This is a genomic window from Mesorhizobium sp. M1027, from assembly GCF_040318745.1.
Taxonomy (GTDB): domain Bacteria; phylum Pseudomonadota; class Alphaproteobacteria; order Rhizobiales; family Rhizobiaceae; genus Mesorhizobium.
Genome location: NZ_JAMYMW010000013.1, coordinates 1 through 21277 on the forward strand (window position 1 = coordinate 1; position 21277 = coordinate 21277).

The 21277-nt window shown below is 60.0% G+C and carries 18 protein-coding genes, 1 tRNA gene and 1 pseudogene; 15 read left to right on the forward strand and 5 right to left on the reverse strand.

Annotated elements, in window-relative coordinates:
- Nucleotides 1-95 precede the first annotated feature (95 nt).
- Nucleotides 96-170, reverse strand: a tRNA-Gln gene (locus tag NKH50_RS23090).
- A gap of 122 nt (nucleotides 171-292) precedes the next feature.
- Nucleotides 293-636: pseudogene (locus NKH50_RS23095) on the reverse strand (VOC family protein).
- A gap of 186 nt (nucleotides 637-822) precedes the next feature.
- On the opposite strand from NKH50_RS23095, the gene ppdK reads away from it, so the two are divergent.
- From ppdK to NKH50_RS23110, 3 genes are all read left to right on the forward strand, one after another.
- A complete protein-coding gene (gene ppdK, locus NKH50_RS23100; protein WP_352881190.1) occupies nucleotides 823-3501 on the forward strand; it encodes a pyruvate, phosphate dikinase in 2679 nt (892 codons plus the stop codon).
- Between the two features lie 134 nt (nucleotides 3502-3635).
- The gene (locus NKH50_RS23105) at nucleotides 3636-4739 is read left to right on the forward strand and encodes a glycosyltransferase family 9 protein (protein WP_352881192.1); all 1104 of its coding nucleotides are present in this window, start codon (nucleotides 3636-3638) and stop codon (nucleotides 4737-4739) included.
- 139 nt (nucleotides 4740-4878) lie between these two features.
- Entirely contained in the window at nucleotides 4879-5616 is a 738-nt protein-coding gene (locus tag NKH50_RS23110; protein ID WP_352820444.1) for a polysaccharide deacetylase family protein, read from the forward strand.
- On the opposite strand, the gene NKH50_RS23115 is transcribed toward NKH50_RS23110, so the two are convergent.
- Nucleotides 5617-6006, reverse strand: coding sequence for a DUF427 domain-containing protein (locus NKH50_RS23115; RefSeq protein WP_352881194.1), 390 nt, complete (start codon nucleotides 6004-6006; stop codon nucleotides 5617-5619).
- 126 nt (nucleotides 6007-6132) lie between these two features.
- On the reverse strand, nucleotides 6133-6519 hold the full coding sequence (locus tag NKH50_RS23120; protein ID WP_352750848.1) for a hypothetical protein: 387 nt from the start codon (nucleotides 6517-6519) through the stop codon (nucleotides 6133-6135).
- A gap of 179 nt (nucleotides 6520-6698) precedes the next feature.
- Between NKH50_RS23120 and NKH50_RS23125 the strand changes: the two genes are divergently transcribed.
- Nucleotides 6699-8327 (forward strand): fatty-acid--CoA ligase, encoded by a 1629-nt coding sequence (locus NKH50_RS23125; protein WP_352881197.1) that lies wholly within the window; start codon nucleotides 6699-6701, stop codon nucleotides 8325-8327.
- Nucleotides 8328-8410: 83 nt separating this feature from the next.
- The gene (locus NKH50_RS23130; protein WP_352881198.1) at nucleotides 8411-9196 is read left to right on the forward strand and encodes a DUF1499 domain-containing protein; all 786 of its coding nucleotides are present in this window, start codon (nucleotides 8411-8413) and stop codon (nucleotides 9194-9196) included.
- Between the two features lie 13 nt (nucleotides 9197-9209).
- On the opposite strand, the gene NKH50_RS23135 is transcribed toward NKH50_RS23130, so the two are convergent.
- Nucleotides 9210-10118 (reverse strand): MBL fold metallo-hydrolase, encoded by a 909-nt coding sequence (locus NKH50_RS23135; RefSeq protein WP_352881200.1) that lies wholly within the window; start codon nucleotides 10116-10118, stop codon nucleotides 9210-9212.
- Between the two features lie 114 nt (nucleotides 10119-10232).
- On the opposite strand from NKH50_RS23135, the gene NKH50_RS23140 reads away from it, so the two are divergent.
- The 10 genes from NKH50_RS23140 to NKH50_RS23185 all read left to right on the forward strand — a co-directional run bounded on the left by NKH50_RS23140 (nucleotide 10233) and on the right by NKH50_RS23185 (nucleotide 21206).
- Nucleotides 10233-10823, forward strand: a complete 591-nt coding sequence (locus tag NKH50_RS23140) for a biotin transporter BioY (protein WP_352478465.1) — start codon at nucleotides 10233-10235, stop codon at nucleotides 10821-10823.
- 455 nt (nucleotides 10824-11278) lie between these two features.
- On the forward strand, nucleotides 11279-11869 hold the full coding sequence (nusG, locus tag NKH50_RS23145) for a transcription termination/antitermination protein NusG (RefSeq protein WP_352881202.1): 591 nt from the start codon (nucleotides 11279-11281) through the stop codon (nucleotides 11867-11869).
- A gap of 147 nt (nucleotides 11870-12016) precedes the next feature.
- Entirely contained in the window at nucleotides 12017-13336 is a 1320-nt protein-coding gene (locus NKH50_RS23150; RefSeq protein WP_352881204.1) for a UDP-glucose dehydrogenase family protein, read from the forward strand.
- A gap of 28 nt (nucleotides 13337-13364) precedes the next feature.
- On the forward strand, nucleotides 13365-14642 hold the full coding sequence (locus tag NKH50_RS23155; protein ID WP_352701507.1) for a sugar transferase: 1278 nt from the start codon (nucleotides 13365-13367) through the stop codon (nucleotides 14640-14642).
- A 146-nt stretch (nucleotides 14643-14788) separates the two neighbouring features.
- Nucleotides 14789-15883: a GDP-mannose 4,6-dehydratase gene (gene gmd / locus NKH50_RS23160; protein WP_352701506.1), complete on the forward strand. Its 1095-nt coding sequence runs from the start codon at nucleotides 14789-14791 to the stop codon at nucleotides 15881-15883.
- A gap of 21 nt (nucleotides 15884-15904) precedes the next feature.
- Entirely contained in the window at nucleotides 15905-16678 is a 774-nt protein-coding gene (locus NKH50_RS23165; RefSeq protein WP_352701505.1) for a glycosyltransferase family 2 protein, read from the forward strand.
- A gap of 346 nt (nucleotides 16679-17024) precedes the next feature.
- Nucleotides 17025-18296, forward strand: coding sequence for a lipopolysaccharide biosynthesis protein (locus tag NKH50_RS23170; protein ID WP_352701504.1), 1272 nt, complete (start codon nucleotides 17025-17027; stop codon nucleotides 18294-18296).
- Between the two features lie 94 nt (nucleotides 18297-18390).
- Entirely contained in the window at nucleotides 18391-19305 is a 915-nt protein-coding gene (locus NKH50_RS23175) for a hypothetical protein (protein WP_352881207.1), read from the forward strand.
- 70 nt (nucleotides 19306-19375) lie between these two features.
- Nucleotides 19376-20116 carry a methyltransferase domain-containing protein gene (locus NKH50_RS23180; RefSeq protein WP_352646154.1) on the forward strand — a complete coding sequence of 247 codons (741 nt, stop codon included), beginning with the start codon at nucleotides 19376-19378 and terminating at the stop codon, nucleotides 20114-20116.
- A 73-nt stretch (nucleotides 20117-20189) separates the two neighbouring features.
- Nucleotides 20190-21206: a glycosyltransferase family protein gene (locus NKH50_RS23185; RefSeq protein WP_352881209.1), complete on the forward strand. Its 1017-nt coding sequence runs from the start codon at nucleotides 20190-20192 to the stop codon at nucleotides 21204-21206.
- Nucleotides 21207-21277 lie beyond the last annotated feature (71 nt).

Genomic DNA, 21277 nt, shown 5'->3' on the forward strand with positions numbered 1-21277 from the left:
TGCAGACCATCGACAACCCGTTCGGCACGAGGTTGTCACCCATGTCTTAGGTACATTCTGTTACCCATGTCTCCGGGTCGTACCCCCCGTACGCTTGGCTGGGGCGCCAGGATTCGAACCTGGGAATGTCGGTACCAAAAACCGATGCCTTACCACTTGGCGACGCCCCAACAGCCGGAGCGTGCCCGCTGTGCGCGCGGCCTTATAGGACGAGCCGCGAGAAAGCTCAATGCCGACATATCGACTATGCGCGACCGACCCGCCAGTTTTGCAGTCGTCACTTTGAACGGACCTATTCACCCCAAACCGCCATTTCATTGCCGGCCGGATCGACGAAATGGAACCGCCTGCCGCCGGGGAATGAAAAGATCGTCTTGACGACGGTGCCGCCGGCATTCTCGACGGCGCTTAGTGTTTCCTCCAGCCTTTCGGAATAGATCACGGGCAGCGGCTTGCCGGCGCATCTTGGCCATCCGCCTGAAAACCGCCGTCCAGCCCTTCGGCAAAAGCTGAATAGGTCGGCCCGTAATCGGTGAACGACCATGAGAAGGCTGCGCTGTAGAAGGCCTTCACGCTGTCCAGCGTTCCGCCTGTCGCCGGCATTTGCAGATAATCGAGCTTTCCGGCCATTCTCATCGTTCTGCCTTTTGTTCTCGTTATGTTCTACAACAAAGCTTTCCAAAAGCAAGTCTTTTCTGTGCCGCTTTTCCTTAATCGATTGTAGAGGCCGGCCGGCTTGGCCGATGCCTTGCCTTTCGCACTGCAGCATCATATCGCTCAATTTGCCAAACCTTTCCAATCTCCTGCAACCGGGGAGCAAGCATGACCAAATGGGTATACACCTTTGGCGACGGCGCCGCGGAAGGCCGTGCCGGCGACCGCAATCTGCTCGGTGGCAAGGGCGCCAACCTTGCCGAAATGTGCAGCTTGGGCCTGCCGGTGCCGCCGGGCTTCACCATCACCACCGAGGTCTGCAACGCCTATTACGCCAACGGCCACACGTACCCGGCTTCGCTGGAGGCGGACGTTGCGGTCGCGCTCGACCATATCGGTCGGCTGACCGGACGCCGTTTCGGCGATCCCTCGAAACTGCTTTTGGTGTCGGTTCGCTCAGGGGCGCGCGCCTCGATGCCAGGCATGATGGACACCGTGCTCAATCTCGGCCTTAACGATGAGACGGTGGAAGCACTGGCCGCCGATTCAGGCGATGCGCGCTTTGCCTACGACAGCTACCGCCGTTTCATCCAGATGTATTCCGATGTCGTCATGGGCCTCGACCATGAGGTGTTCGAGGAAATCCTCGAAGACCAGAAGGGTGGCCTCGGCCATGAACTCGACACCGAGCTGACAGCCATCGAATGGCAAGGCGTGATCGCGCTCTACAAGGCCAAGGTCGAGGAGGAGCTTGGCAAGCCCTTTCCGCAGGATCCGCACGAGCAGCTCTGGGGCGCCATCGGCGCGGTGTTTTCCAGCTGGATGAACAACCGCGCCATCACCTACCGGCGCCTGCACGAGATCCCCGAAAGCTGGGGCACGGCGGTCAACGTCCAGGCCATGGTCTTCGGCAATATGGGCGACACCTCGGCCACCGGCGTTGCCTTCACCCGCAACCCCTCGACCGGCGAAAAGCAGCTCTATGGCGAGTTCCTGGTCAATGCGCAGGGCGAAGATGTCGTCGCCGGCATCCGTACGCCGCAGAACATCACCGAGGCGGCGCGCATTGCCGCCGGCTCAGACAAGCCGTCGCTGCAGAAGCTGATGCCGGAAGCCTTCCAGGTTTTCGTCAGCATCTCCGACCGTCTGGAAAAACATTACCGCGACATGCAGGATCTCGAATTCACTATCGAGCGCGGCAAATTGTGGATGCTGCAGACCAGGTCCGGCAAGCGCACTGCCAAGGCCGCGCTGAAGATTGCCGTCGACATGGCCAGGGATGGACTGATTTCGAAGGAGGAGGCCGTCGCCCGCATCGATCCGGCCTCGCTCGACCAGTTGCTGCATCCGACAATCGATCCGAAGGCGGCGCGCGATATCATCGGCGTCGGCCTTCCGGCCTCCCCGGGCGCTGCGACCGGCGAGATCGTGTTTTCCTCGAACGACGCCGAGGAAGCCAAGACGCAAGGCCGCAAGGCGATCCTGGTCCGCATCGAGACCAGCCCCGAAGACATCCACGGCATGCATGCGGCCGAAGGCATCCTGACGACGCGCGGCGGCATGACCAGCCACGCCGCCGTGGTGGCGCGCGGCATGGGCAAGCCGTGCGTATCAGGAGCCGGCTCGCTGCGCGTCGACTACAAAGCCGGCACGCTGATGGCGATGGGCGCGACCTTCCGCAAGGGCGACATCATCACCATCGACGGCGGCAACGGCCAGGTGCTGAAAGGCGCGGTACCGATGCTGCAGCCGGAACTCTCGGGCGATTTCGCCGCCATCATGGAATGGGCCGACAGCGTGCGTCGCATGAAGGTGCGCACCAATGCCGAGACGCCGCTCGATGCGCGCATGGCGCGCTCCTTCGGCGCCGAAGGCATCGGGCTTTGCCGCACCGAACACATGTTCTTCGACGGCGACCGCATCGTTGCCATGCGCGAGATGATCCTGGCCGATACGGAAAAGGACCGGCGAACGGCGCTGGCCAAGCTGTTGCCCATGCAGCGCTCGGATTTCCTCGAGCTGTTCGAGATCATGGCCGGCCTGCCGGTGACGATCCGCCTGCTCGATCCGCCGTTGCACGAATTCCTGCCGAAGACCGAGGAGGAGGTGGCCGAGGTCGCCGCTGCCATGAATGTATCGCCGGACAAGCTCAGGCGGCGCACCGAAGCGCTGCACGAGTTCAATCCGATGCTCGGCCATCGCGGCTGCCGGCTTGCGGTCTCTTATCCCGAAATCGCCGAGATGCAGGCGCGCGCCATTTTCGAGGCAGCCGTCGAGGCCGGCAGGAAGGCCGGCGCGCTGGTGGTCCCGGAGATCATGGTGCCGCTGGTCGGGCTGGCGAAGGAGCTCGAATTCGTCAAGGCGCGCATCGATGCCGTCGCCAAGAGCGTGATGGAGGAAACCGGCGTCAAGATCACCTTTCTGACCGGCACTATGATCGAACTGCCGCGCGCCGCGATCCGCGCTCATGTCATTGCCGAGGCGGCCGAATTCTTCTCCTTCGGCACCAACGATCTGACCCAGACCACCTTCGGCATCTCGCGCGACGACGCGGCCTCGTTCCTCGAGACCTATCGGCAAAAAGGCATCATCGAGCAGGATCCGTTCGTGTCGCTCGATATCGAGGGCGTCGGCGAACTGGTGCGTATGGCGGCCGAAAAAGGCAGGGCAACGCGGCCGCAGATCAAGCTCGGCATTTGCGGCGAACATGGCGGCGATCCAGCGTCGATCCATTTCTGCGAGGAGGTCGGCCTCGACTATGTCTCGTGCTCGCCCTATCGGGTCCCGATTGCCAGGCTGGCCGCCGCACAGGCGGCAGTGAAGGTTGCAAAGAACGGCCGCGGATAGGAGTTGGAGTCCACCGGCATCTGACCTTACCGATTTGTAACCAAATTCACGCGAACGTGCGGTGACGGCTCCAAATCCCGACATCGTTTCTGCCCAGTTTCCGGCCCCCGAACCCGCCCCGGTGCCAGAAACAGATGCTGCAGAACCCGCCCACGCACGTCCGCTCGATTCTCATCCTCCAGACGAAATTCATCGGCGATCTTGTCCTCGCCTCGGCGCTCGCCAGAAACCTGCGCCTCGAATATTCAAAGGCCAGGATCGTGTTCCTTTGCGAGGCGAGCTTTGCCAGTTTCCTGACGGCTCATGGCATCGCCTCGGACGTGGTGGCGTTCCGGCGCGCCCGGATGCGTGGCACCCCACTGGAGCGTGGCCGCGAACTTTACGCGATGGTGCGCGCTCTGCGCCGGTTCCGGTTTGACCTGACCATCGACCTGGCCGATTCCAGAACCTCACGCATCATCGTGAGATTCATCAACGCCAAGACCCGCGTCGGATATGATCCTCCTGAAAAACCGTTGCGCTGGCTGGAACGCCAGCCCGCCAACGTCCTGGCCAAGCCGTTTGGCTTTGGTGGCCGGCATTATCTCCACCGCTATCTATCGCCGCTTGAGGCGCTTGGCGTAGAGTTGCGTGCGCCGGTCCCAACGATTGAGCCGCTGCCGCAGGAGACCGCCAAGGCATTGGCGCTTCTCGACCGGCATCATCTGCGGCGTAACGCCTTCATAGCCGTTCATGCGGGAGCGAGCTTCCGGGGCCGGCAATGGCAACCGGAACGTTTTGCGCTGGCGATCGACGAGCTCTCGCGACAGACCGGGTTGGACTTCCTGCTTGTCGGCGGCCCCGGTGAACAGGCATCTGCCGAGCGCATCGTCGCCAAGGCCGTTTCGCCGGTCGTCAATTTGGTCGGGGCGCTGTCGCTGGCAACGCTGCTGGCGGTCCTCGGCCAGGCACGCCTGTTTCTGGGGAACGAGAGTGGCCCGATGCACATGGCGGCCGCCGCCGGAACGCCGGTTGTCGGCCTCTTCGGCCTGACCGACCCCGCCGTCTGGGGTCCTGTCGGCGTGGCCAGTGTTACGCCGCGGCCCTCCATGCCTTGCGAGTGCATAGCCAGGGACCTGTGCCGCGGTCCCGATCCGAGCAAGGCTTGCTGCGTCTGGCGACTAGAGGTTAAAGCGGTTGTCGACGCGGTGCGCGCGATCCTTTCACGTACGGTTAAGGACGTCGAGCACGCATTGTGACCTCGTGCTTGCCAAAGGTCAGGCCGGTGGTCAAATTGCCGCTGCCGACGCTTTTGCAGGGGCATCGTCCCGATTTCCGCCTTGATGCCGGTCTTGGGGTCGCCGCTTCAACTTTGATCCGGCGACCTGGAAATAGTCAATGCGCCTGTTCCAAAAGCATTTTTGCGCCATTGCGATATCGCTGTGGGCTGCTTCTCCCAGCAACGCCCAGTTGCTCGTCGAACCGACGCTGCACATCAAGGCCGAGGCGGGCGGCGGCCGCGTCGCGCTGACGCTCGATGCCTGCGGCGGGCGGACCGATACAAGGATTCTCTCGGCGCTGGTGGAAAACAAGATTCCCGCCACCATTTTCGTCACCGGCATCTGGCTGAAACACAACGCCGCCGCCGTCGAGATCATGCGGGCGCATCCCGAACTGTTTGAATTGGAAAACCATGGCGGCCGCCACGTCCCGGCCGTCGACACGCCGCAAAAGATCTACGGCATTCGCAGTGCCGGCAGCCCGCAGGCCGTGCTGGCCGAGGTCGAATCAGGTGCTGCCGCTCTTGCCGCGACCGGCGAACCCGCGCCGAAATGGTTTCGCGGCGCAACCGCCGAATACAGCCCGTCGGCAATCGCGATGATACGCAAGCTTGGTTTCAAGATCGCCGGATTCTCGATCAACGGCGACGGCGGCTCATTGCTCGGTCCAAAAGAGACCGCCCGGCGCATTGCCGCGGCAAAGGACGGCGACGTCATCATCGCTCACATCAACCAGCCGACCCATGCGGCCGGCGAAGGCGTGGTGCAGGGACTTCTGGCGCTGAAGGCGAAGGGCCTCACCTTCGTGCGGCTCGACGAGGCCGACGGCGTCGGCGATGAAGGCACCACCGACTGATCAGCCGGGCGTGGCCTCGATCGTCACCTTGTTTGGATAGAACGCGCCGTGATCGCGGATACCGGCCATCTCGTCGAAGGGCCGTTCATAGGCCCACATCGCGTCCTTGCCGGCATCGCCGGCGGGCAGCACGCTCCAATAGCTGGCATCGCCCTTGTAGGGGCAATGGGTCGAGTGTTCGGTCTTGCCAAGCTGTTTGAAGTCGATGTCGTCGAACGGAATGTAGAAAACCGGAGGGTAGGGCGATTCGGTCAGCACTTTGACCTTGCTGGACGAGGCGATGACGGTATCGCCGGCGCGCACCGTCACGGTGCCCTTATAAGGCTTGACGGTAATGACCTTGTCCGGATTGCGTTGAAAGCCGGGTGCCGGGTTTGCGATCTGGTCCATGTCGGATCTCCTTGCCTCAACCCAAGATGTGTCTGGCAAGAGCCTCGCGCAAGAGCTGCCTGCCACCTGGCGGGGTCGCCCGCAGTTGGCAAGTCTTGCGCTCGCCTCCGGTAGCCCGCCTGGAAATCAGGCCGCGGCCTGGAATGCGTCCATCAGCCCGGCATAGGCGGCGGCAATGCCGGCCACCGGATTGGTGCTTTTCGAGGTGGTCTCGACCTTCAGCGCACCACCGCTGGTCGGCAAGGTGAGCAGCAGGAATTGACGATTGCCGCCATCGCCGACGCAGGCGGCAGCGACGTGCTGGGCTTCGCCCTGGTTCTCGACGCACATCTTGAACAAGAGCGTGCCGCCGACCGCCTCGAGGGCGCCACCGACGACCTCGACGAATTCATCTTCGGAAACGGTTTTGGCGTCGGGCACCAGATCGGCCTGCGCGACATCTGCTGCAACCAGATCGGCCAGACTTTCAGCAAGCGTATTTTCGAGGGCTTCGTCGTCGAGCTGCGCGTCCATGCGACACCTCTTTCATTAGCCAATCGCGCCCCGCCCGTTAATCAACGTTAACGCCGAGGATGGCCGGATTGTGGCGAATTCGGCCTCATTTCGCCCTATGCACCGCTCCAGCCCGGTCACCGCTGGACAATCCGCCGGTTCGTCCCACAATGGCGCAAAAAAATAACGGGAGGAACAAGATGCTCGGGTTGATGCAGGAATGGCCGCTGCTTTGCCATAAGCTGATCGACAACGCCGAGAGGCAGCACGGCAGACGCGAGATCGTGTCGCGCTCGATCGAGGGGCCGATCGTGCGCAGCACATATGCCGAAATCCATCATCGTGCCCTGAAGGTCGCCGAGCGGCTCGAGCGTGATGGTTTCGGGCTTGGCGACCGCATCGCGACCCTGGCCTGGAACACCGCGCGCCACATCGAGGCCTGGTACGGCATCATGGGTGTCGGCGCGATCTATCACACGCTCAACCCGCGGCTCTTTCCCGAGCAGATCACCTGGATCATGAACAATGCGGAGGACAAGGCGATCTTCGTCGACCTGACCTTCCTGCCGCTGCTCGAAAAGATCGCCGGTGCGGTCAAGTCGCTGAAGCAGGTTATTGTGCTGACCGACACGGCGCATATGCCGGAGACTGCGCTGCCCAATGTGGTTGCCTATGAAGAATGGCTTGCTGAAGCCGACGGCAACTTCGCCTGGAAGACATTCGATGAAAACACGGCCGCCGGCATGTGCTACACCTCGGGTACGACGGGCGACCCGAAAGGCGTCCTCTACAGCCATCGTTCGAACGTGCTGCACGCCATGATCGAGGCGATGCCCGACGCCATGGGCCTGTCGTCGCGCGATACCATACTGCCGGTCGTGCCGATGTTTCACGCCAATGCCTGGGGCCTTGCCCAGAGCGCGCCGATGATTGGCGCCAAGCTGGTCATGCCCGGCTGCAAGATGGATGGCGCTTCGCTCTACGAGCTGCTCGACACCGAGCAGGTGACCTTCAGCGCCGCTGTGCCGACGGTGTGGATGATGCTCCTCCAGCATCTGGAAGAGACCGGGAAGAAACTTCCCTATCTCCAGAAAGTCGTCATAGGCGGCGCGTCTTGTCCACGCGCGATCACGACGAAGTTCCAGGACAATTACGATGTCCAGGTCGTCCACGCCTGGGGCATGACCGAGATGTCGCCGCTCGGCACGCTGTGCACCCTGAAGCCGGACTACGCCGGGCTGAAGGGCGAGGCCCGCCTCGGCGTCCAGCAGAAGCAGGGCTTTACACCGTTCGGCATCGAAATGAAGGTGACGGACGACGCCGGCAACGAACTGCCATGGGACGGCAAGACCTTCGGCCGGCTCAAGGTCCGCGGGCCGGCCGTCGCGCGCGCCTACTATGGCGGCATCGGATCCGAACAGTTCGATCAAGACGGCTGGTTCGATACCGGGGACGTCGCGCACATCGATCCCTGCGGCTATATGCAGATCACCGACCGCGCCAAGGACGTGATCAAGTCGGGCGGCGAATGGATCTCGACCATCGAGCTCGAGAACGTCGCGGTCGGCCATCCCGATGTGGCAGAGGCCGCCGCCATCGGCATTCCGCATTCGAAATGGGGCGAGCGGCCTTTGCTCGTGGTCGTCCGCAAGCCGGGCAGGGAGCCGACCAAGACGGATATCCTCGCTTTCATGGACGGCAAGGTGGCGAAGTGGTGGATGCCGGACGACGTCGCCTTTGTCGGCGAAATCCCACACACCGCTGCCGGCAAGATCCAGAAGATTACCTTGCGCCAGCAGTTCCAGAATTATCACCTGCCGACGGATTGACCGGAGATGCGGCGTCTTTGCGCCTTCAAGCCGCCGCTGAAAGGCACTATGCCTTTGTTCGGGTTGGGGCAGCGCGGAAAACAATGACGGGAATTCCGGAGCGACAAACGTCGAGGGCTGCCGGTTGGTCGCGGCGCGCCGGCGCGTTTTCGGCAGTCCTGCTGCTGACCGCTCTCATCGGCCATCGCTATGACTTCGTCGAGACCCCAGCTTTCCTATGGGTGCTTGGCATTGTCGCCTTGCTGGCCGCATTTGCGCTTCTGTTTGCCGGATTTGCCTTTGCGCGATTGTGGAATTTCGGCGATCGGGGCGGCCACGACCTGACCGCCGGCGCCTTGCTGGCGCTTCTGGTGCTCATTCCTTACGGCGTCGCGGCCTATTGGGCGGCGACTTATCCGCCGCTGCGCGACATCTCGACGGATCTGGACGACCCGCCGGTGCTCGATATTTCTACCCGATCAAAGGACATGAACGAGCTTTTGCCGCCGACGCCCGGCGAGCAGCGCCTGCAAATCGAAGCTTATCCGCTCGTTACCGGACGCAGCTACACCTTGCCTTTCGATCGCGTTCTGGAGGCGGTCAAAACCGTGCTCGATCGGCGCGGCTGGCAACTCATGGCGCCGTTTCCCGAGGCAGCAGGGCAAAGCGACGTGACGGTCGATGCGCTGGCCAAGAGCTTGCTGCTTGGCCTTCCAGCCGATGTCGCCATCCGCGTGACCGACGACGGCGACGTGGTCATCGTCGATATGCGCTCGGCCTCGCGTTACGGCCGCCACGATCTTGGCGACAATGCAGCGCGCATCACCGATTTTCTTGCCGAACTCGACCAGGAAGTCGCCGGCCAGGTGGGCGTGGCGCCGGCGGAATGATGTCGGGAGGGTACTACTTTACCGGCGAATAGATGCCGTCGATAGCCGGCGCGCCGTCGGTGTGGACCAGGCCGCGCGCCACCAGGTCTTCCAGATGGGCAAGTACCGACAGGCCGGCCGCGCCATGCAGGCGCGGGTCGGTATCTCGATAGATCACCTCCACCATGTCCTTGATTGCCCGATCGCCGCTGTTGATCCGCTCCAGAATTGCCCGTTCGCGCATTTTGCGATGCGTTTTCAATCCGCGCATGAAGTTGCGCGGCTCGGTCACCGGCCCGCCATGGCCGGGCAGCAGCAGCCGGTCGTCGCGTTCGATCAGCCGGTTGAGCGATGTCATGTAGTCCGCCATCGCGCCGTCCGGCGGCGCGACGATCGTGGTTGCCCACGCCATGACGTGGTCGGCCGAGAAAAGGATGCCGGTTCCCTCCAGCGCAAAGGCTGCGTGGTTGGCGGTATGGCCGGGCGTCAGCACCGTCCGGATCGCCCAGCCGTCGCCGTCGATCACCATATCGTCTGGCAGCGCGATGCCAGGAGCAAAGTCGGTGTCGGCGCTGGCATCGAGCGGACTGACCTCGCCCGTACGCAACGGCCGCGCCGGACGATGTCGGCCTTCCGCCAGAACCGCCGCACCGGTACGCTGCTTCAGCCGCGCCGCCAGCGGCGAATGGTCGCGATGCGTGTGGCTGACGAAGATATGGCTGACCGGCCTGGTCCCGATCGCTTCGAGCAGTGTTCTAAGATGTGCCTCGTCATCCGGTCCGGGATCGATCACCGCCAGTGTCTCACGTCCGACGATATAGCTGTTGGTTCCGTGAAAGGTGAACGGGCTTGGGTTCCTGGCGGTGATCCGAAGGACGTCGGGTGCAACGGCTACGCCCTGGCCGTAGGCAGGGTCGAAGTGTGTGTCGAATTTCAGTGCCATGCGAACGTCGCGACCTTTTTTGGGGCGAGGGCAAAACCGATTGCCGCTTAGCACGGAAGCCAATATAGGAAAACGCAAGGCCGCGTTCGGCGGCGATCCGGAACGGGGAAGACCATGGCAATTGCAACGACGATGCGTCCGCTCATTTCTCTCGCTTTGCCCGAAAAAGGCGCAGCCCGCCTGGCGGGACAGCTTCTGCTGGCGTTCGCCGGAACGCTGCTGCTGGTCTTGTCGGCCAAGACCAAGGTCATGCTCGGTCCGGTCGATATCTCGATGCAGACGCTCGCCGTCTTCCTGATCGCTGCCTCCTTCGGCATGCGCCTCGGCGTCGCAACGCTGCTTCTCTACATGGCTGAGGGCGCGATGGGCTTTCCGGTCTTCCAGAGCACGCCGGAAAAAGGCATCGGCATCGCTTACATGCTGGGTTCGACCGGCGGTTATCTAGCCGGCTTCGTCGTCATGGCCGCGATCGTCGGCTGGGCTGCCGACCGTGGCTGGGATCGCCATCCTATCAAGCTCTTCAATGCCATGCTGGTGGCCGAGATCGTCATGATGGCAATGGGCTTTGCCTGGCTGGCGCTGTTGATCGGCCCGGAAAAATCCTGGCAGTTCGGGGTGGTTCCCTTTATCGTCGGTGATCTGATCAAGGTTGCGCTGGCCGCGAGCCTGGTGCCAGCTGTCTGGTCGCTGCTGAAGCGTTCGTGAAGCCGGTCGAGCGGAACTTAAATCAAAAACGGACCTGCACGTTGCATCGCTGTCGCCATGTTATTGCCTGAACCCCCATGACTCGATAGTAACCCGTTCTGCGCGAAAACCTGCCGAATGGTTTTCGCCGTACTTGGTATGACCGTGCAGGATCTTTGTCGCTGGCGGCAGGCTTGTACGCGACGCCTTCCGTCACATTAGCTTCAAGTCGACGGACTAAGTACCAGAACCAACGGGCGATTCGTCACGACCAGCGTAACCAAGCACTTCCGTATGGAAATAAATTGCTCGACATAGCATCTCAGCCAGCTGAAAAAGAAAGCGGCTCGGTGATTATTTAGGCACAGCTAAATTTCTGGGCAATGTGTAGGAAATTCTTAACCCAACCGCCTTGACTCTAGTGGCTTGGTTGTTTGCTGGTATCCACACACTGTCGTAACCGTTGACCTGAGATCATGCCGCCGACCGCCGAAGGGAGACACGTGAGTAGCGCGGAAAAAACAACGAGCAAGGCAACAATCCCGTCGCCTGAGCCGACCGCCGCGCCGGCAACCCGCTGGTATGCGGCCAGCGTCTTTCCCGGAAAGGAGCACGTTGCCGAGCGGCATCTCCGGATCCAGGGGTTCAAGCCCTTTGTGCCTCGCTGCGAGAAGACCGTGCGTCATGCCAGGCGGCTCGAAACACGAGTTGCGGCTTATTTCCCCGGTTACATGTTCATCGCCCTGGACGTCGCGTTGCAACGTTGGCGCTCGATTAATGGAACATTCGGTGTGCGCTCCCTCGTCATGCAGGGGGACCGGCCTTTGCCTGTCCCCTCCGGTCTGGTAGAGCGCTTCATTGCATTGACCGGCAGGCATGGCCTGCTCGATTTCAGCGGCGGCCTCGCAGCCGGCGCTTCGGTTCGGATCCTTTCCGGCCCTTTCGCCGAAATGATCGGTCGCCTTGACCGGCTCGATCCAGCCGGAAGAGCTCGGGTTCTGGTTGCCATCATGAATGGCGAGATACCTGTCGATCTGGATACCAGGGATCTCGTCGCCATCGCATAGCCGTAAGCATCAAGGTGCGGCGAGGCGATGCAAATGTTGTAGGATCGGCTCTCGGGTTTTCACCCGGGAGTGCGGTAGCCGTTCTTCGGTGGGACTAGGCGCTGTCTGGCGAGATCGTCTCGTCGGCGCTGATTGAGGGTACGCGGTATGCGAATAACAATGATTGGTGCCGGCTATGTAGGGCTCGTCTCGGGCGCCTGCTTCGCCGACTTTGGCCATCAGGTCTGCTGCGTCGACCGGGATGCGGAAAAGCTTGCCATACTCAAACTCGGCAAGATACCGATCTACGAGCCAGGGCTTGACGACCTCGTCACCACCAACACTGCGCAAGGCCGCTTGCGTTTCGACGACAATCTGGCGGATGCTATTTCTCAATCGGATGTCGTCTTCATTGCCGTGGGCACGCCATCGCGGCGTGGCGATGGCCATGCCGACCTGTCCTTCGTCTATGACGCGGCCGCCGAAGTTGGTCGCGCGCTCAAGGGGTTTACGGTCGTGGTGACGAAATCGACCGTTCCCGTCGGGACCGGCGATGAGGTGGAACGGATCATCCGCGAGCAAAATCCCACTGCCGATTTTGCGGTGGTCTCCAATCCGGAATTTCTTCGCGAGGGATCGGCGATCGAGGACTTCAAGCGGCCCGACCGCATCATTGTCGGCACCGATGCCGACCGGGCCAAAGCCGTCATGGGCGAGATCTACCGTCCGCTCTCGCTGAATGTCGCGCCGATATTCTACACGAGCCGGCGTACGGCAGAGCTTACCAAATATGCCGGTAATGCGTTTCTGGCCATGAAGATCACCTTCATCAACGAAATAGCCGATCTCTGCGAGCGGTTGGGAGCCGATGTGCAGGACGTCGCGCGCGGCATCGGCATGGACAACCGCATCGGCGCAAAGTTCCTTCATGCCGGGCCGGGCTATGGCGGTTCCTGTTTCCCGAAAGATACGCTGGCGCTGGTCAAGACCGCGCAGGACGCGGCAAGCCCGGTGCGGCTCATTGAAACGACGGTCTCGATAAATGACCAGCGCAAACGGGCCATGGCGCGCAAGGTGGTCGAGGCCTGCGGCGGCTCGGTTCGCGGCAAGACCATCGGTATCCTGGGCCTTACGTTCAAGCCGAACACCGACGATATGCGCGATGCGCCCTCATTGGCCATCATCCAGGCCCTCAAGGATGCCGGCGCTGCAATCAAGGCCTATGATCCGGCCGGCATGGAGCAGGCGCGCAAAATGATCGAGGGCATTGAATTCGGGGAAAGCGCCTACGCGGTGGCCGACGGCGCGCACGCAATCGTCATCGTCACCGAGTGGAATGCGTTTCGGTCATTGGATCTCAAGCGGCTCCGTGCACTCATGGCGATGCCGGTGATGGTCGACCTGCGAAACGTCTACCGCGGCGAGGACGTCGTTAGGGAAGGCATAGCCTATTCGAGCGTCGGCCGAGAGCGGCTTGTTGTCAGGTGAACGTCCGGGTTGATTCGCGGGATTCAAATTGATCGCCACCACCATCCATTTACCCAGCAAACGACATCTGCTGCTCCGGATGCGCTTTCAGCTGCTTGGCGGATTGACATTCGCGATTTTGCTGCCGGCGCTGATCCGCCTGTCAGTCGATCAGGAGGTGATCCGGACACCGAACCTGCAGGTCACGATCTTTGCGGCATTTATTGCTCACACGACCGGTTATTTCTTTTACAAGCGCATCGGCAATTTTCCGGGCGTTGCAGCGGCTGGCTACATCCTGCCAACCTTCGCCCTGACCTACGGCCTGGTGTTCGCGACGATCTTCTTCTTCAGGTTCGATTACAGCCGGTTCCAGGCGGCGGCGAGCTTCATTCAATCGACATTGTGGTATTTTGGTTTGAGCTTGGCCACCCGGCGGCTCGACGCACACCGACTGGCGATAATTCCCGGCGGAGACGTCAACAGGCTGGAGAGCATACCAGGCGTTAGCTGGCACAAAATTCATTCACCTGACACGGTCGTCGAGTACGCAAGCGGCGTGGTGGCCGATCTTCGAGCCGACCTTTCAGATGAATGGGAGCGGTATATTGCCGATAGCGCGCTCTCGGGAACGCCGGTCTATCATGTCAAGCAAATAAGCGAGTCGCTCACAGGCAGGGTGGAGATCGAGCATCTTTCTGAAAATACTCTAGGCTCCTTGAATCCAAACCAGGCTTACCTGAAAATAAAGCAGGCGATAGACTGGGCCTCTGCATTGTTGGTACTTGTTGTTTTCTCGCCATTGCTGTTGTTCGTGGCGATCGCTGTAAAGATCGATTCGCCTGGACCGGCGCTATTTAGACAGAAGCGAATGGGCTATAGAGGCCATCCCTATGAGGTCTACAAGTTTCGAACGATGAAGCTCGGCGACATAGCTGTCGACGAGAAGGAAGCGGCCATTACGAAGGCCGGCGACGCACGCATCACCCGTTTGGGGCAGTTCTTGAGAAAATCCAGGATCGACGAGTTGCCGCAGGCCTTCAACATCTTGCGCGGCGAGATGAGCTGGATCGGTCCGCGGCCGGAAGCGCTCGTGCTCTCGAAGTGGTACGAGGCGGAGCTGCCATTCTATCGATACCGGCACATCGTGCGGCCTGGCATTACCGGATGGGCGCAAGTCAACCAAGGCCACGTCGCGGCTGTTGACGATGTCTTGGAAAAGCTTCACTACGACTTCTACTATATCAAGAATTTCTCCCCTTGGCTCGACGTGCTGATCGTGTTTCGTACCATCCGAACCATGCTGACGGGCTTTGGCGCACGTTGACAAGGCGACAAAGATCAGTAGTCGACGTAACCAAGCCGCCGCTCGCAAGCCTCACATCTTCAGTTTTTGAAGTGGGTATTTTGTAATGTCCAAAGCTACGCTGATCAGCGTTGAGAATATCGTCTTACCGACCCCGGAGAAGCACAATGACTAGGAAAACCGCACTCATTACCGGCATCACCGGCCAGGATGGCGCCTATCTGGCGGAACTTCTTTTGGCAAAGGGCTACAATGTCCATGGTATCAAGCGGCGGTCGTCGTCGTTCAACACCGGTCGCATCGACAATCTCTACCAGGATCCCCACGAAAAGGACGTAAGGCTGTCGCTGCACTACGGCGATATGACCGACGCCACCAACCTCATCCGCATCGTCCAGGAAGTGCAGCCAGACGAGATTTATAATCTCGCCGCACAATCGCATGTCCAGGTGAGCTTCGAGACCGCGGAATACACGGCGAATGCCGACGCGATCGGCACGTTGCGTCTGCTCGAGGCGATCCGGCTGCTTGGCCTGACAAAAAAGACGCGTTTCTATCAAGCATCGACGTCCGAGCTCTACGGCAAGGTGCAGGAGATCCCGCAACGGGAGACGACGCCTTTTTATCCCCGCTCGCCCTATGCGGCTGCCAAGATCTATGCCTACTGGATCACAGTGAATTACCGCGAAGCCTACAACATCCATGCTTCCAACGGCATCCTTTTCAACCACGAGAGCCCGATGCGCGGCGAGACCTTCGTCACCCGCAAGATCACGCGCGCAGCTGCCGCGATCAGCCTCGGCCTTCAAGACAAACTCTATCTCGGCAATCTGTCAGCGGAGCGGGATTGGGGGCATGCCCGCGACTATGTCGAGGGTATGTGGAGAATTCTTCAGAACGACGTACCCGACGACTATGTCCTTGCAACCGGCGTGAAGAACTCGGTCCGTCGCTTCGTCGAGCTTGCATTCAATGAGGTTGGGACCGAGATCCAGTGGGTTGGTTCCGGCATAGATGAAAAAGGCATCGATGCGAAATCCGGCGCCATTCTGGTCGAGGTGGACCCGCGCTATTTCAGACCCACCGAAGTAGAACTTCTGATCGGCGACGCCTCGAAGGCGGAGCGCGTTCTCGGGTGGAAGGCAACAACGTCGCTGGCGACAATGGTCCAGGAAATGGTCCAGTCCGACCTCGAAACGGTAAGACGGGAATCCGAACATCGGCGCCTCGATGAGGATCGCATTCGCGTTGCGGCACAGTAAGTGGCGTCGGACCGGGTTGATATGAAAATCTCGGTCTTGACCGTCTGTTGGAACTCCGCGGCGACGATCAGGCATACGATTGACAGCTTCCTAGTCCAGAATCATTACGACAAAGAACTGGTGATCATCGACGGCCATTCATCGGACGATACGCTGCGGATAGTCCAATCGTACCCACAGGACCAGATCCGCCTGGTCAGCGAGCCCGACAGCGGGATGTATGATGCGCTCAACAAGGGGCTGCGCCTCTATACCGGAGATGCGGTTGGAGTGCTGAATTCAGACGATTGCTTCCACGATAGTACCGCGCTGGGACGGATCTCGGCAGGGCTCGAACAGGCCGACATCGTGCATGGCGACCTGGATTTTGTCGAAGACCATCTGACCAAGCGCGTGGTACGCCGTTGGCGTGCCGCGGCCCGACCCACCAAGGGTTTTCGAACCGGATGGATGCCGGCCCATCCAACGTTCTACGTCAAGCGACGGGTTGCGGACGCGGTAGGTGCATTCGACCTCAGCCTCAAAGTGGCATCGGATTATGATTGGATGTTGAGAGCCGTTGAACTCCACGGTTTCCGAATCGCTGCGACTAGCCACGTGCTTGTGGATATGATGGTAGGCGGGGCCAGCACGCGAAGCCTTGCCTCGCATATCGGGCACAATCTGGAAGCGCTGCGGGCACGCCGCCGCTGGCTCGGATCGGGTCCTCTTGACTACGCGCTTGTTGCAAAGCCAATGCGCAAACTCGGACAATTTTTCTCGAAGCCGCACTCTGGCAACGATAGTCTCGCTTAGGTGGCTGCAATCTCGGTGGCGAGTCGTCGAGGCGTTGTAGCTCATTGAACACCATGGGCGCGGGGTGCCTAGCGGGTGCGCCCCGAGATGTATATGCATCGAGACTTGCGATCACCGAGTTTCGCGATACACCGTGGCCGTGCGCGAACCAACCAACGACATCCACAAGGCGCAGAACCCCACCGATGGATAATCGCAAGAATAAGCCGATCGGAGTTTATGTCCTGAACCTCGTTACGGAACGGCCTGGCCTAGGAAATTTTCTCTCCGCGACCGTTCGGCCGTTTGCCGGCCATGTTTTGTGTCAGGGGAAAATTGTCTCGATTTTTACAATTGGCGATTTGGCATGTTTCGAAGCATCCTGACCGTGCTGTCGGGGTCAGTGATTGCGCAGGCCATTGCCGTTGCTGCTCTTCCTGCCCTGACGCGGCTCTATGATGCTGAAGCGTTCGGCCGATATCAGATCTATATTTCGATACTGAATGTGGCGGTTATGTTTGTCGCATTTCGCTACGAGGTTGCAATTTTGAGCGCGCGACCGGGAAGGGTTTTTGAAAATCTGTTAAAATTGACATTTCGGCTCTGCATCTTGACCAGCATGACGACCCTTCTTCTTGCCGGCGTTGCCAATTTGTTGATCCCGGGTGCCCTGCCATCTCTGCACGGCATTATCTTCTTCTTACCCGTCGCGATGGCCGTAGCGGGGATCTACCAAATGCTCACCTTCTTGCCAATCCGCGAGCGTAACTATGGTCTAAGCGCACGGTCTAAGATCTTGCAATCGGTGGGGTTCTCATTTGGCGCGCTTGGATTTGCCTTTCTTCCTTTCATTGGAGTTGGTCTCGTTCTTGCCGATGTGTTCGGTAGAGCCTTCGGGGCAATCACCGTCCTCTTTGGGAGCGGCAAACTCTGGCGAACTCTGATTTCTCGAATCTCTTTTTCCGAGATGAGGTTTACGGCCATTCGTTTCCAGAAATTTGGCCTCCTCACTTTTCCGGGAACACTTTTGTCATCTCTTAGCGCTGCGGTCGCGCCATTCGCCTTTGTTGCGCTGTTCGACCTGAAAGTCGCGGGGCAGTACGCCCTCCTGGAGCGATTTATCTTGATGCCGGTTGGCGTCATCGCGGTGGCCGTTTCGCAGGTCTTCACTGGCGAGTTGTCAACACTCTATCGTACCGACAAGCAGGGCTTGAACAGGGCGTTTCGACGTTCGCTCTTTCAGCTTCTTGCCATCGGTCTGTTGCCGACAGTGCTCGGGATGATACTTTCGCCAAGCCTCGTTCCGCTAGTCTTCGGGGCGGATTGGACCATGGCCGGCAAACTCTGTGTGATTGGATTTCCAATCGCGTATGTGCGCTTCGTCGCCACGGCGTTGACCATGACGCTTGTCGTTATTGACCGCCAGTCGCTTCAATTCACTTGGGAAATATGCCGGTTTCTTTTCACCTTGTGTGTCTTCGGCGGACTCGGCTGGGTAGGGGTCGACAATCCAACCACTGTCATGGTCTGGTACGCGCTTGCCACCGCTGTAACCTATGCCATTCACCTTGTGTTGGCTGATCGTGCGACGAGAATGGTCAGCTTGCAGGCAACAGAGAACGGAAAAACGACACAATGAGGGTGAGCCCCGTCTTCGCTGAGCAATTCAACCATCGGTTCGGCGCCGTCTGCCGGACATCGACTGAGTTTTGGCACTGAGAAGGCAGACGCTCATGGCACATCTCTATGGCTATCCAGATATCGGCCGTTTCGGTCTTGGTCACAGCATGCTCGCCTGGGCGCGTTGTGAGACATGGTGTCGAAACAACGATGCACAGATGCTCGGACCGCGCTGGTTCCGCCCGCGCATAGGTCCCTATTTGCGCCGTGAGCGGGACCGGCGCGAATATTTCAAGCTTTTCACCAATCACGGCTATGTGGGCGAGCCGTGGCGCACCGTGCTTCTCGCAGCGGCACGCAAGATTCCCTCGGATACAGCTGCGTCAATGGCATTTGACGGCAGAAACACAGTCGTTGTCTTCAAGAACACCGTGGCGTCAAACTTCGAAAAACATTTCCATGAAGTCCGCGGCCATGGGCGCGTGCTCTACGACGCCTTTCGCAGGATTACCCGCAAAAAGTACCTGCCGGAAGCGTCGGCCGCGCCCTTCGTGGCTGTCCATGTCCGCCTTGGCGACTTCTCCCGTTTCGACGTGAATCGAGTGGAGGCCAAGACCCATAATCAACGGCTTCCGATCGACTGGTACTGCGACAGCCTTGTTGCTCTTCGTGAGGCCTTGGGCACGAGCATGCCAGCCCGTGTCTTTTCCGATGGGGACGATACCGAGCTTGTGCCACTCCTTCGTCTCCCGGACGTGCTCCGGGCGAATGACGCGGAGTCGGTAACGCACATGCTGGAAATGGCTCAGGCAAGTGCGATCATCGGAGCCGGCTCGAACTTCAACCTGTGGGCTGCTTTTTTTGGGCAGGTTCCGCGGATCACCTACCCAAACCAAGCGATTGTCGTGGTAAATGACGATCCAACCCGCGAAACGAGTTTCCGCGATAATGCGTCCCTTCCTGACGCCTTCGTGAATCACGTGAAGGACCAGTTCATGCGACGAGAAAAGCAAGGCGAACTAACGTAGCCATTGCAAGCCGTAACAGCACTATGATTTTCGATGTCCGGTCTTTACCGGTTTGCAGACAAGGGGTGCGGTGATTCTCAGGTCGTTTATTGGTTGGAACAGGGACGCCGCAGCATGGCTCGAACGCCGCTTTCCCAGAGTTTTCGGTGCGCCGTCTTACAAGGCGGAGCTTGAGCGGCGCATTGCCGAGGATGTTGCGCGCCTAAAGCCGTCGGCCATCCTCGAGGTCGGCGGTATCGACAGGCCGCTTCTGGAGCGAAGTACCAGTTTCACCTATATCGGTCTCGACATCGAGGAAAAACCGGACTGCTATCGCATCTACGACCAATTTGTCGTCCAGTCGATCGAGCAGCCCGTTGATGTCGAAGCGGACATGCTCATTTCGATCACCTTGATGGAGCACGTACCCGACAACAGGGCGGCGGCGCGCTCGATGTTTTTGGCGCTCCGGCCGGGCGGCGTAATGCACCACTATGTCCCGTCGAAGTGGCATCCCTATTCGGTGGCATTGCGGATCGTCGGACCCGTTATGCAGAGATGGCTGATCCCATACCTCAGGCCAGCGGCAGTCGGCGTTACGGGCTATCCGGCGTTTTTCGACCATTGCTCCCCTTCGGACATGACAAAACTGTTTCGCAGTCAGGGATTCGAGCAGGTGGACGCCAAGTCGTTCTACCGTGCCAGCGACTATTTTGCCTTCTTCTTGCCCGCGTACCTTTCCGTCGCTCTGTTCGAGAATCTCTGCGCATTGCTGAACTGGCGCATTTTCTGTTCCGGCTTCGTCATCAGCGCTACAAAACCCACGCAATAGCAAGAACGGAATCATGCGACTTTTTCAGAATTCTGGGATTGCCTCAAGCTATAGGCCCCGCCTTACTGGCCTCGTGGCGGGGATCAGCAGCTTCGAGCAGCAGAGGGGCGTGTTTCTGAACGATCGCTACGGCGCGGCACATATTCTGTTGCCGATTCTTGAGCACAGTCCGGAGGCGTTCTTTACCAATGGCGACGACGAATCGCTGCAGCGGGCGTGGGCACGCGAAAACGGCCTGGGCAACGATACGCCGCTGGCCGACATCCTTCTTGCCCAGATCGAGCATCACAAGACGGATGTCTTCTACAATCTCGATCCATTCCGCTACGATGCCGCTTTTGTGAGCCGCTTGCCTGGGCACGTGAAACGCAAGATTGCCTGGCGCGCCGCGCCAGGCAAGATTGACTTTTCCGGCTATGATCTCGTGCTTTGCAATTTTCCGTCGATGCGGCAGCTCTGGGAAGAGCAGGGCGCCACGACGGCTCACTTTATTCCAGCTCACGATCCGGAACTCGACAGTGTGGCCGAGAATCGGAACAGGGACATCGATGTTCTTTTCTTCGGCGGCTACAGCCGCCATCACCAACGCAGAAGGCAGATACTGGAAGCGGTTGCACGTCTTGCCGGCCGCCGCCGCGTTGTTTTCCATTTGGATCTGTCACGGTATACGCCGCTTGCGGAGACGCCGCTTGGCTGGTTCGGTCCTCTGAAAGCGGTGCGCCGCCCGCCCGCGATCCGCAACGTCAGTGCGCCTCCCGTGTTCGGGCGCGCAATGTACGAACAGCTTGGACGAGCCAAGGTCGTGGTCAATGCCTCGATCGACATGGCAGGCCCAGACCGTGGCAATATGCGTTGTTTCGAAACCATGGGGGCCGGAGCTCTATTGGTTTCCGACTCCGGCAGTTATCCAGCACCCATGCGCGACGGAGAAACTATGGCCGTCTACGAGCAGCCGCAGGACGCATCGGAAAGAATCGAACGGCAGTTGAACGATGGAAGCTGGGACGCGATCGGCTGGGCCGGGCATCGCGCAATTCGTGAAGAGTACAGCAAGAAACGCCAATTTGAGCGGTTTCTCGAGCTGGTATAGCGATGGTTCGATCGCCGAACCGTCTGTAGGCCTGTAGCAGCGCGCCCCACACATATCCATTGCGATCTTGG

Coding starts and splice junctions, on each gene's coding strand:
- NKH50_RS23125 (WP_352881197.1), top strand. CDS start 6,699: ATGCTCGGGTTGATGCAGGAATGGCCGCTGCTTTGCCATAAGCTGATC.
- NKH50_RS23120 (WP_352750848.1), bottom strand. CDS start 6,519: ATGGACGCGCAGCTCGACGACGAAGCCCTCGAAAATACGCTTGCTGAA.
- NKH50_RS23105 (WP_352881192.1), top strand. CDS start 3,636: ATGCTGCAGAACCCGCCCACGCACGTCCGCTCGATTCTCATCCTCCAG.
- NKH50_RS23175 (WP_352881207.1), top strand. CDS start 18,391: ATGGCACATCTCTATGGCTATCCAGATATCGGCCGTTTCGGTCTTGGT.
- ppdK (WP_352881190.1), top strand. CDS start 823: ATGACCAAATGGGTATACACCTTTGGCGACGGCGCCGCGGAAGGCCGT.
- NKH50_RS23135 (WP_352881200.1), bottom strand. CDS start 10,118: ATGGCACTGAAATTCGACACACACTTCGACCCTGCCTACGGCCAGGGC.
- NKH50_RS23150 (WP_352881204.1), top strand. CDS start 12,017: ATGCGAATAACAATGATTGGTGCCGGCTATGTAGGGCTCGTCTCGGGC.
- NKH50_RS23140 (WP_352478465.1), top strand. CDS start 10,233: ATGGCAATTGCAACGACGATGCGTCCGCTCATTTCTCTCGCTTTGCCC.
- gmd (WP_352701506.1), top strand. CDS start 14,789: ATGACTAGGAAAACCGCACTCATTACCGGCATCACCGGCCAGGATGGC.
- nusG (WP_352881202.1), top strand. CDS start 11,279: ATGCCGCCGACCGCCGAAGGGAGACACGTGAGTAGCGCGGAAAAAACA.
- NKH50_RS23130 (WP_352881198.1), top strand. CDS start 8,411: ATGACGGGAATTCCGGAGCGACAAACGTCGAGGGCTGCCGGTTGGTCG.
- NKH50_RS23115 (WP_352881194.1), bottom strand. CDS start 6,006: ATGGACCAGATCGCAAACCCGGCACCCGGCTTTCAACGCAATCCGGAC.
- NKH50_RS23165 (WP_352701505.1), top strand. CDS start 15,905: ATGAAAATCTCGGTCTTGACCGTCTGTTGGAACTCCGCGGCGACGATC.
- NKH50_RS23170 (WP_352701504.1), top strand. CDS start 17,025: ATGTTTCGAAGCATCCTGACCGTGCTGTCGGGGTCAGTGATTGCGCAG.
- NKH50_RS23110 (WP_352820444.1), top strand. CDS start 4,879: ATGCGCCTGTTCCAAAAGCATTTTTGCGCCATTGCGATATCGCTGTGG.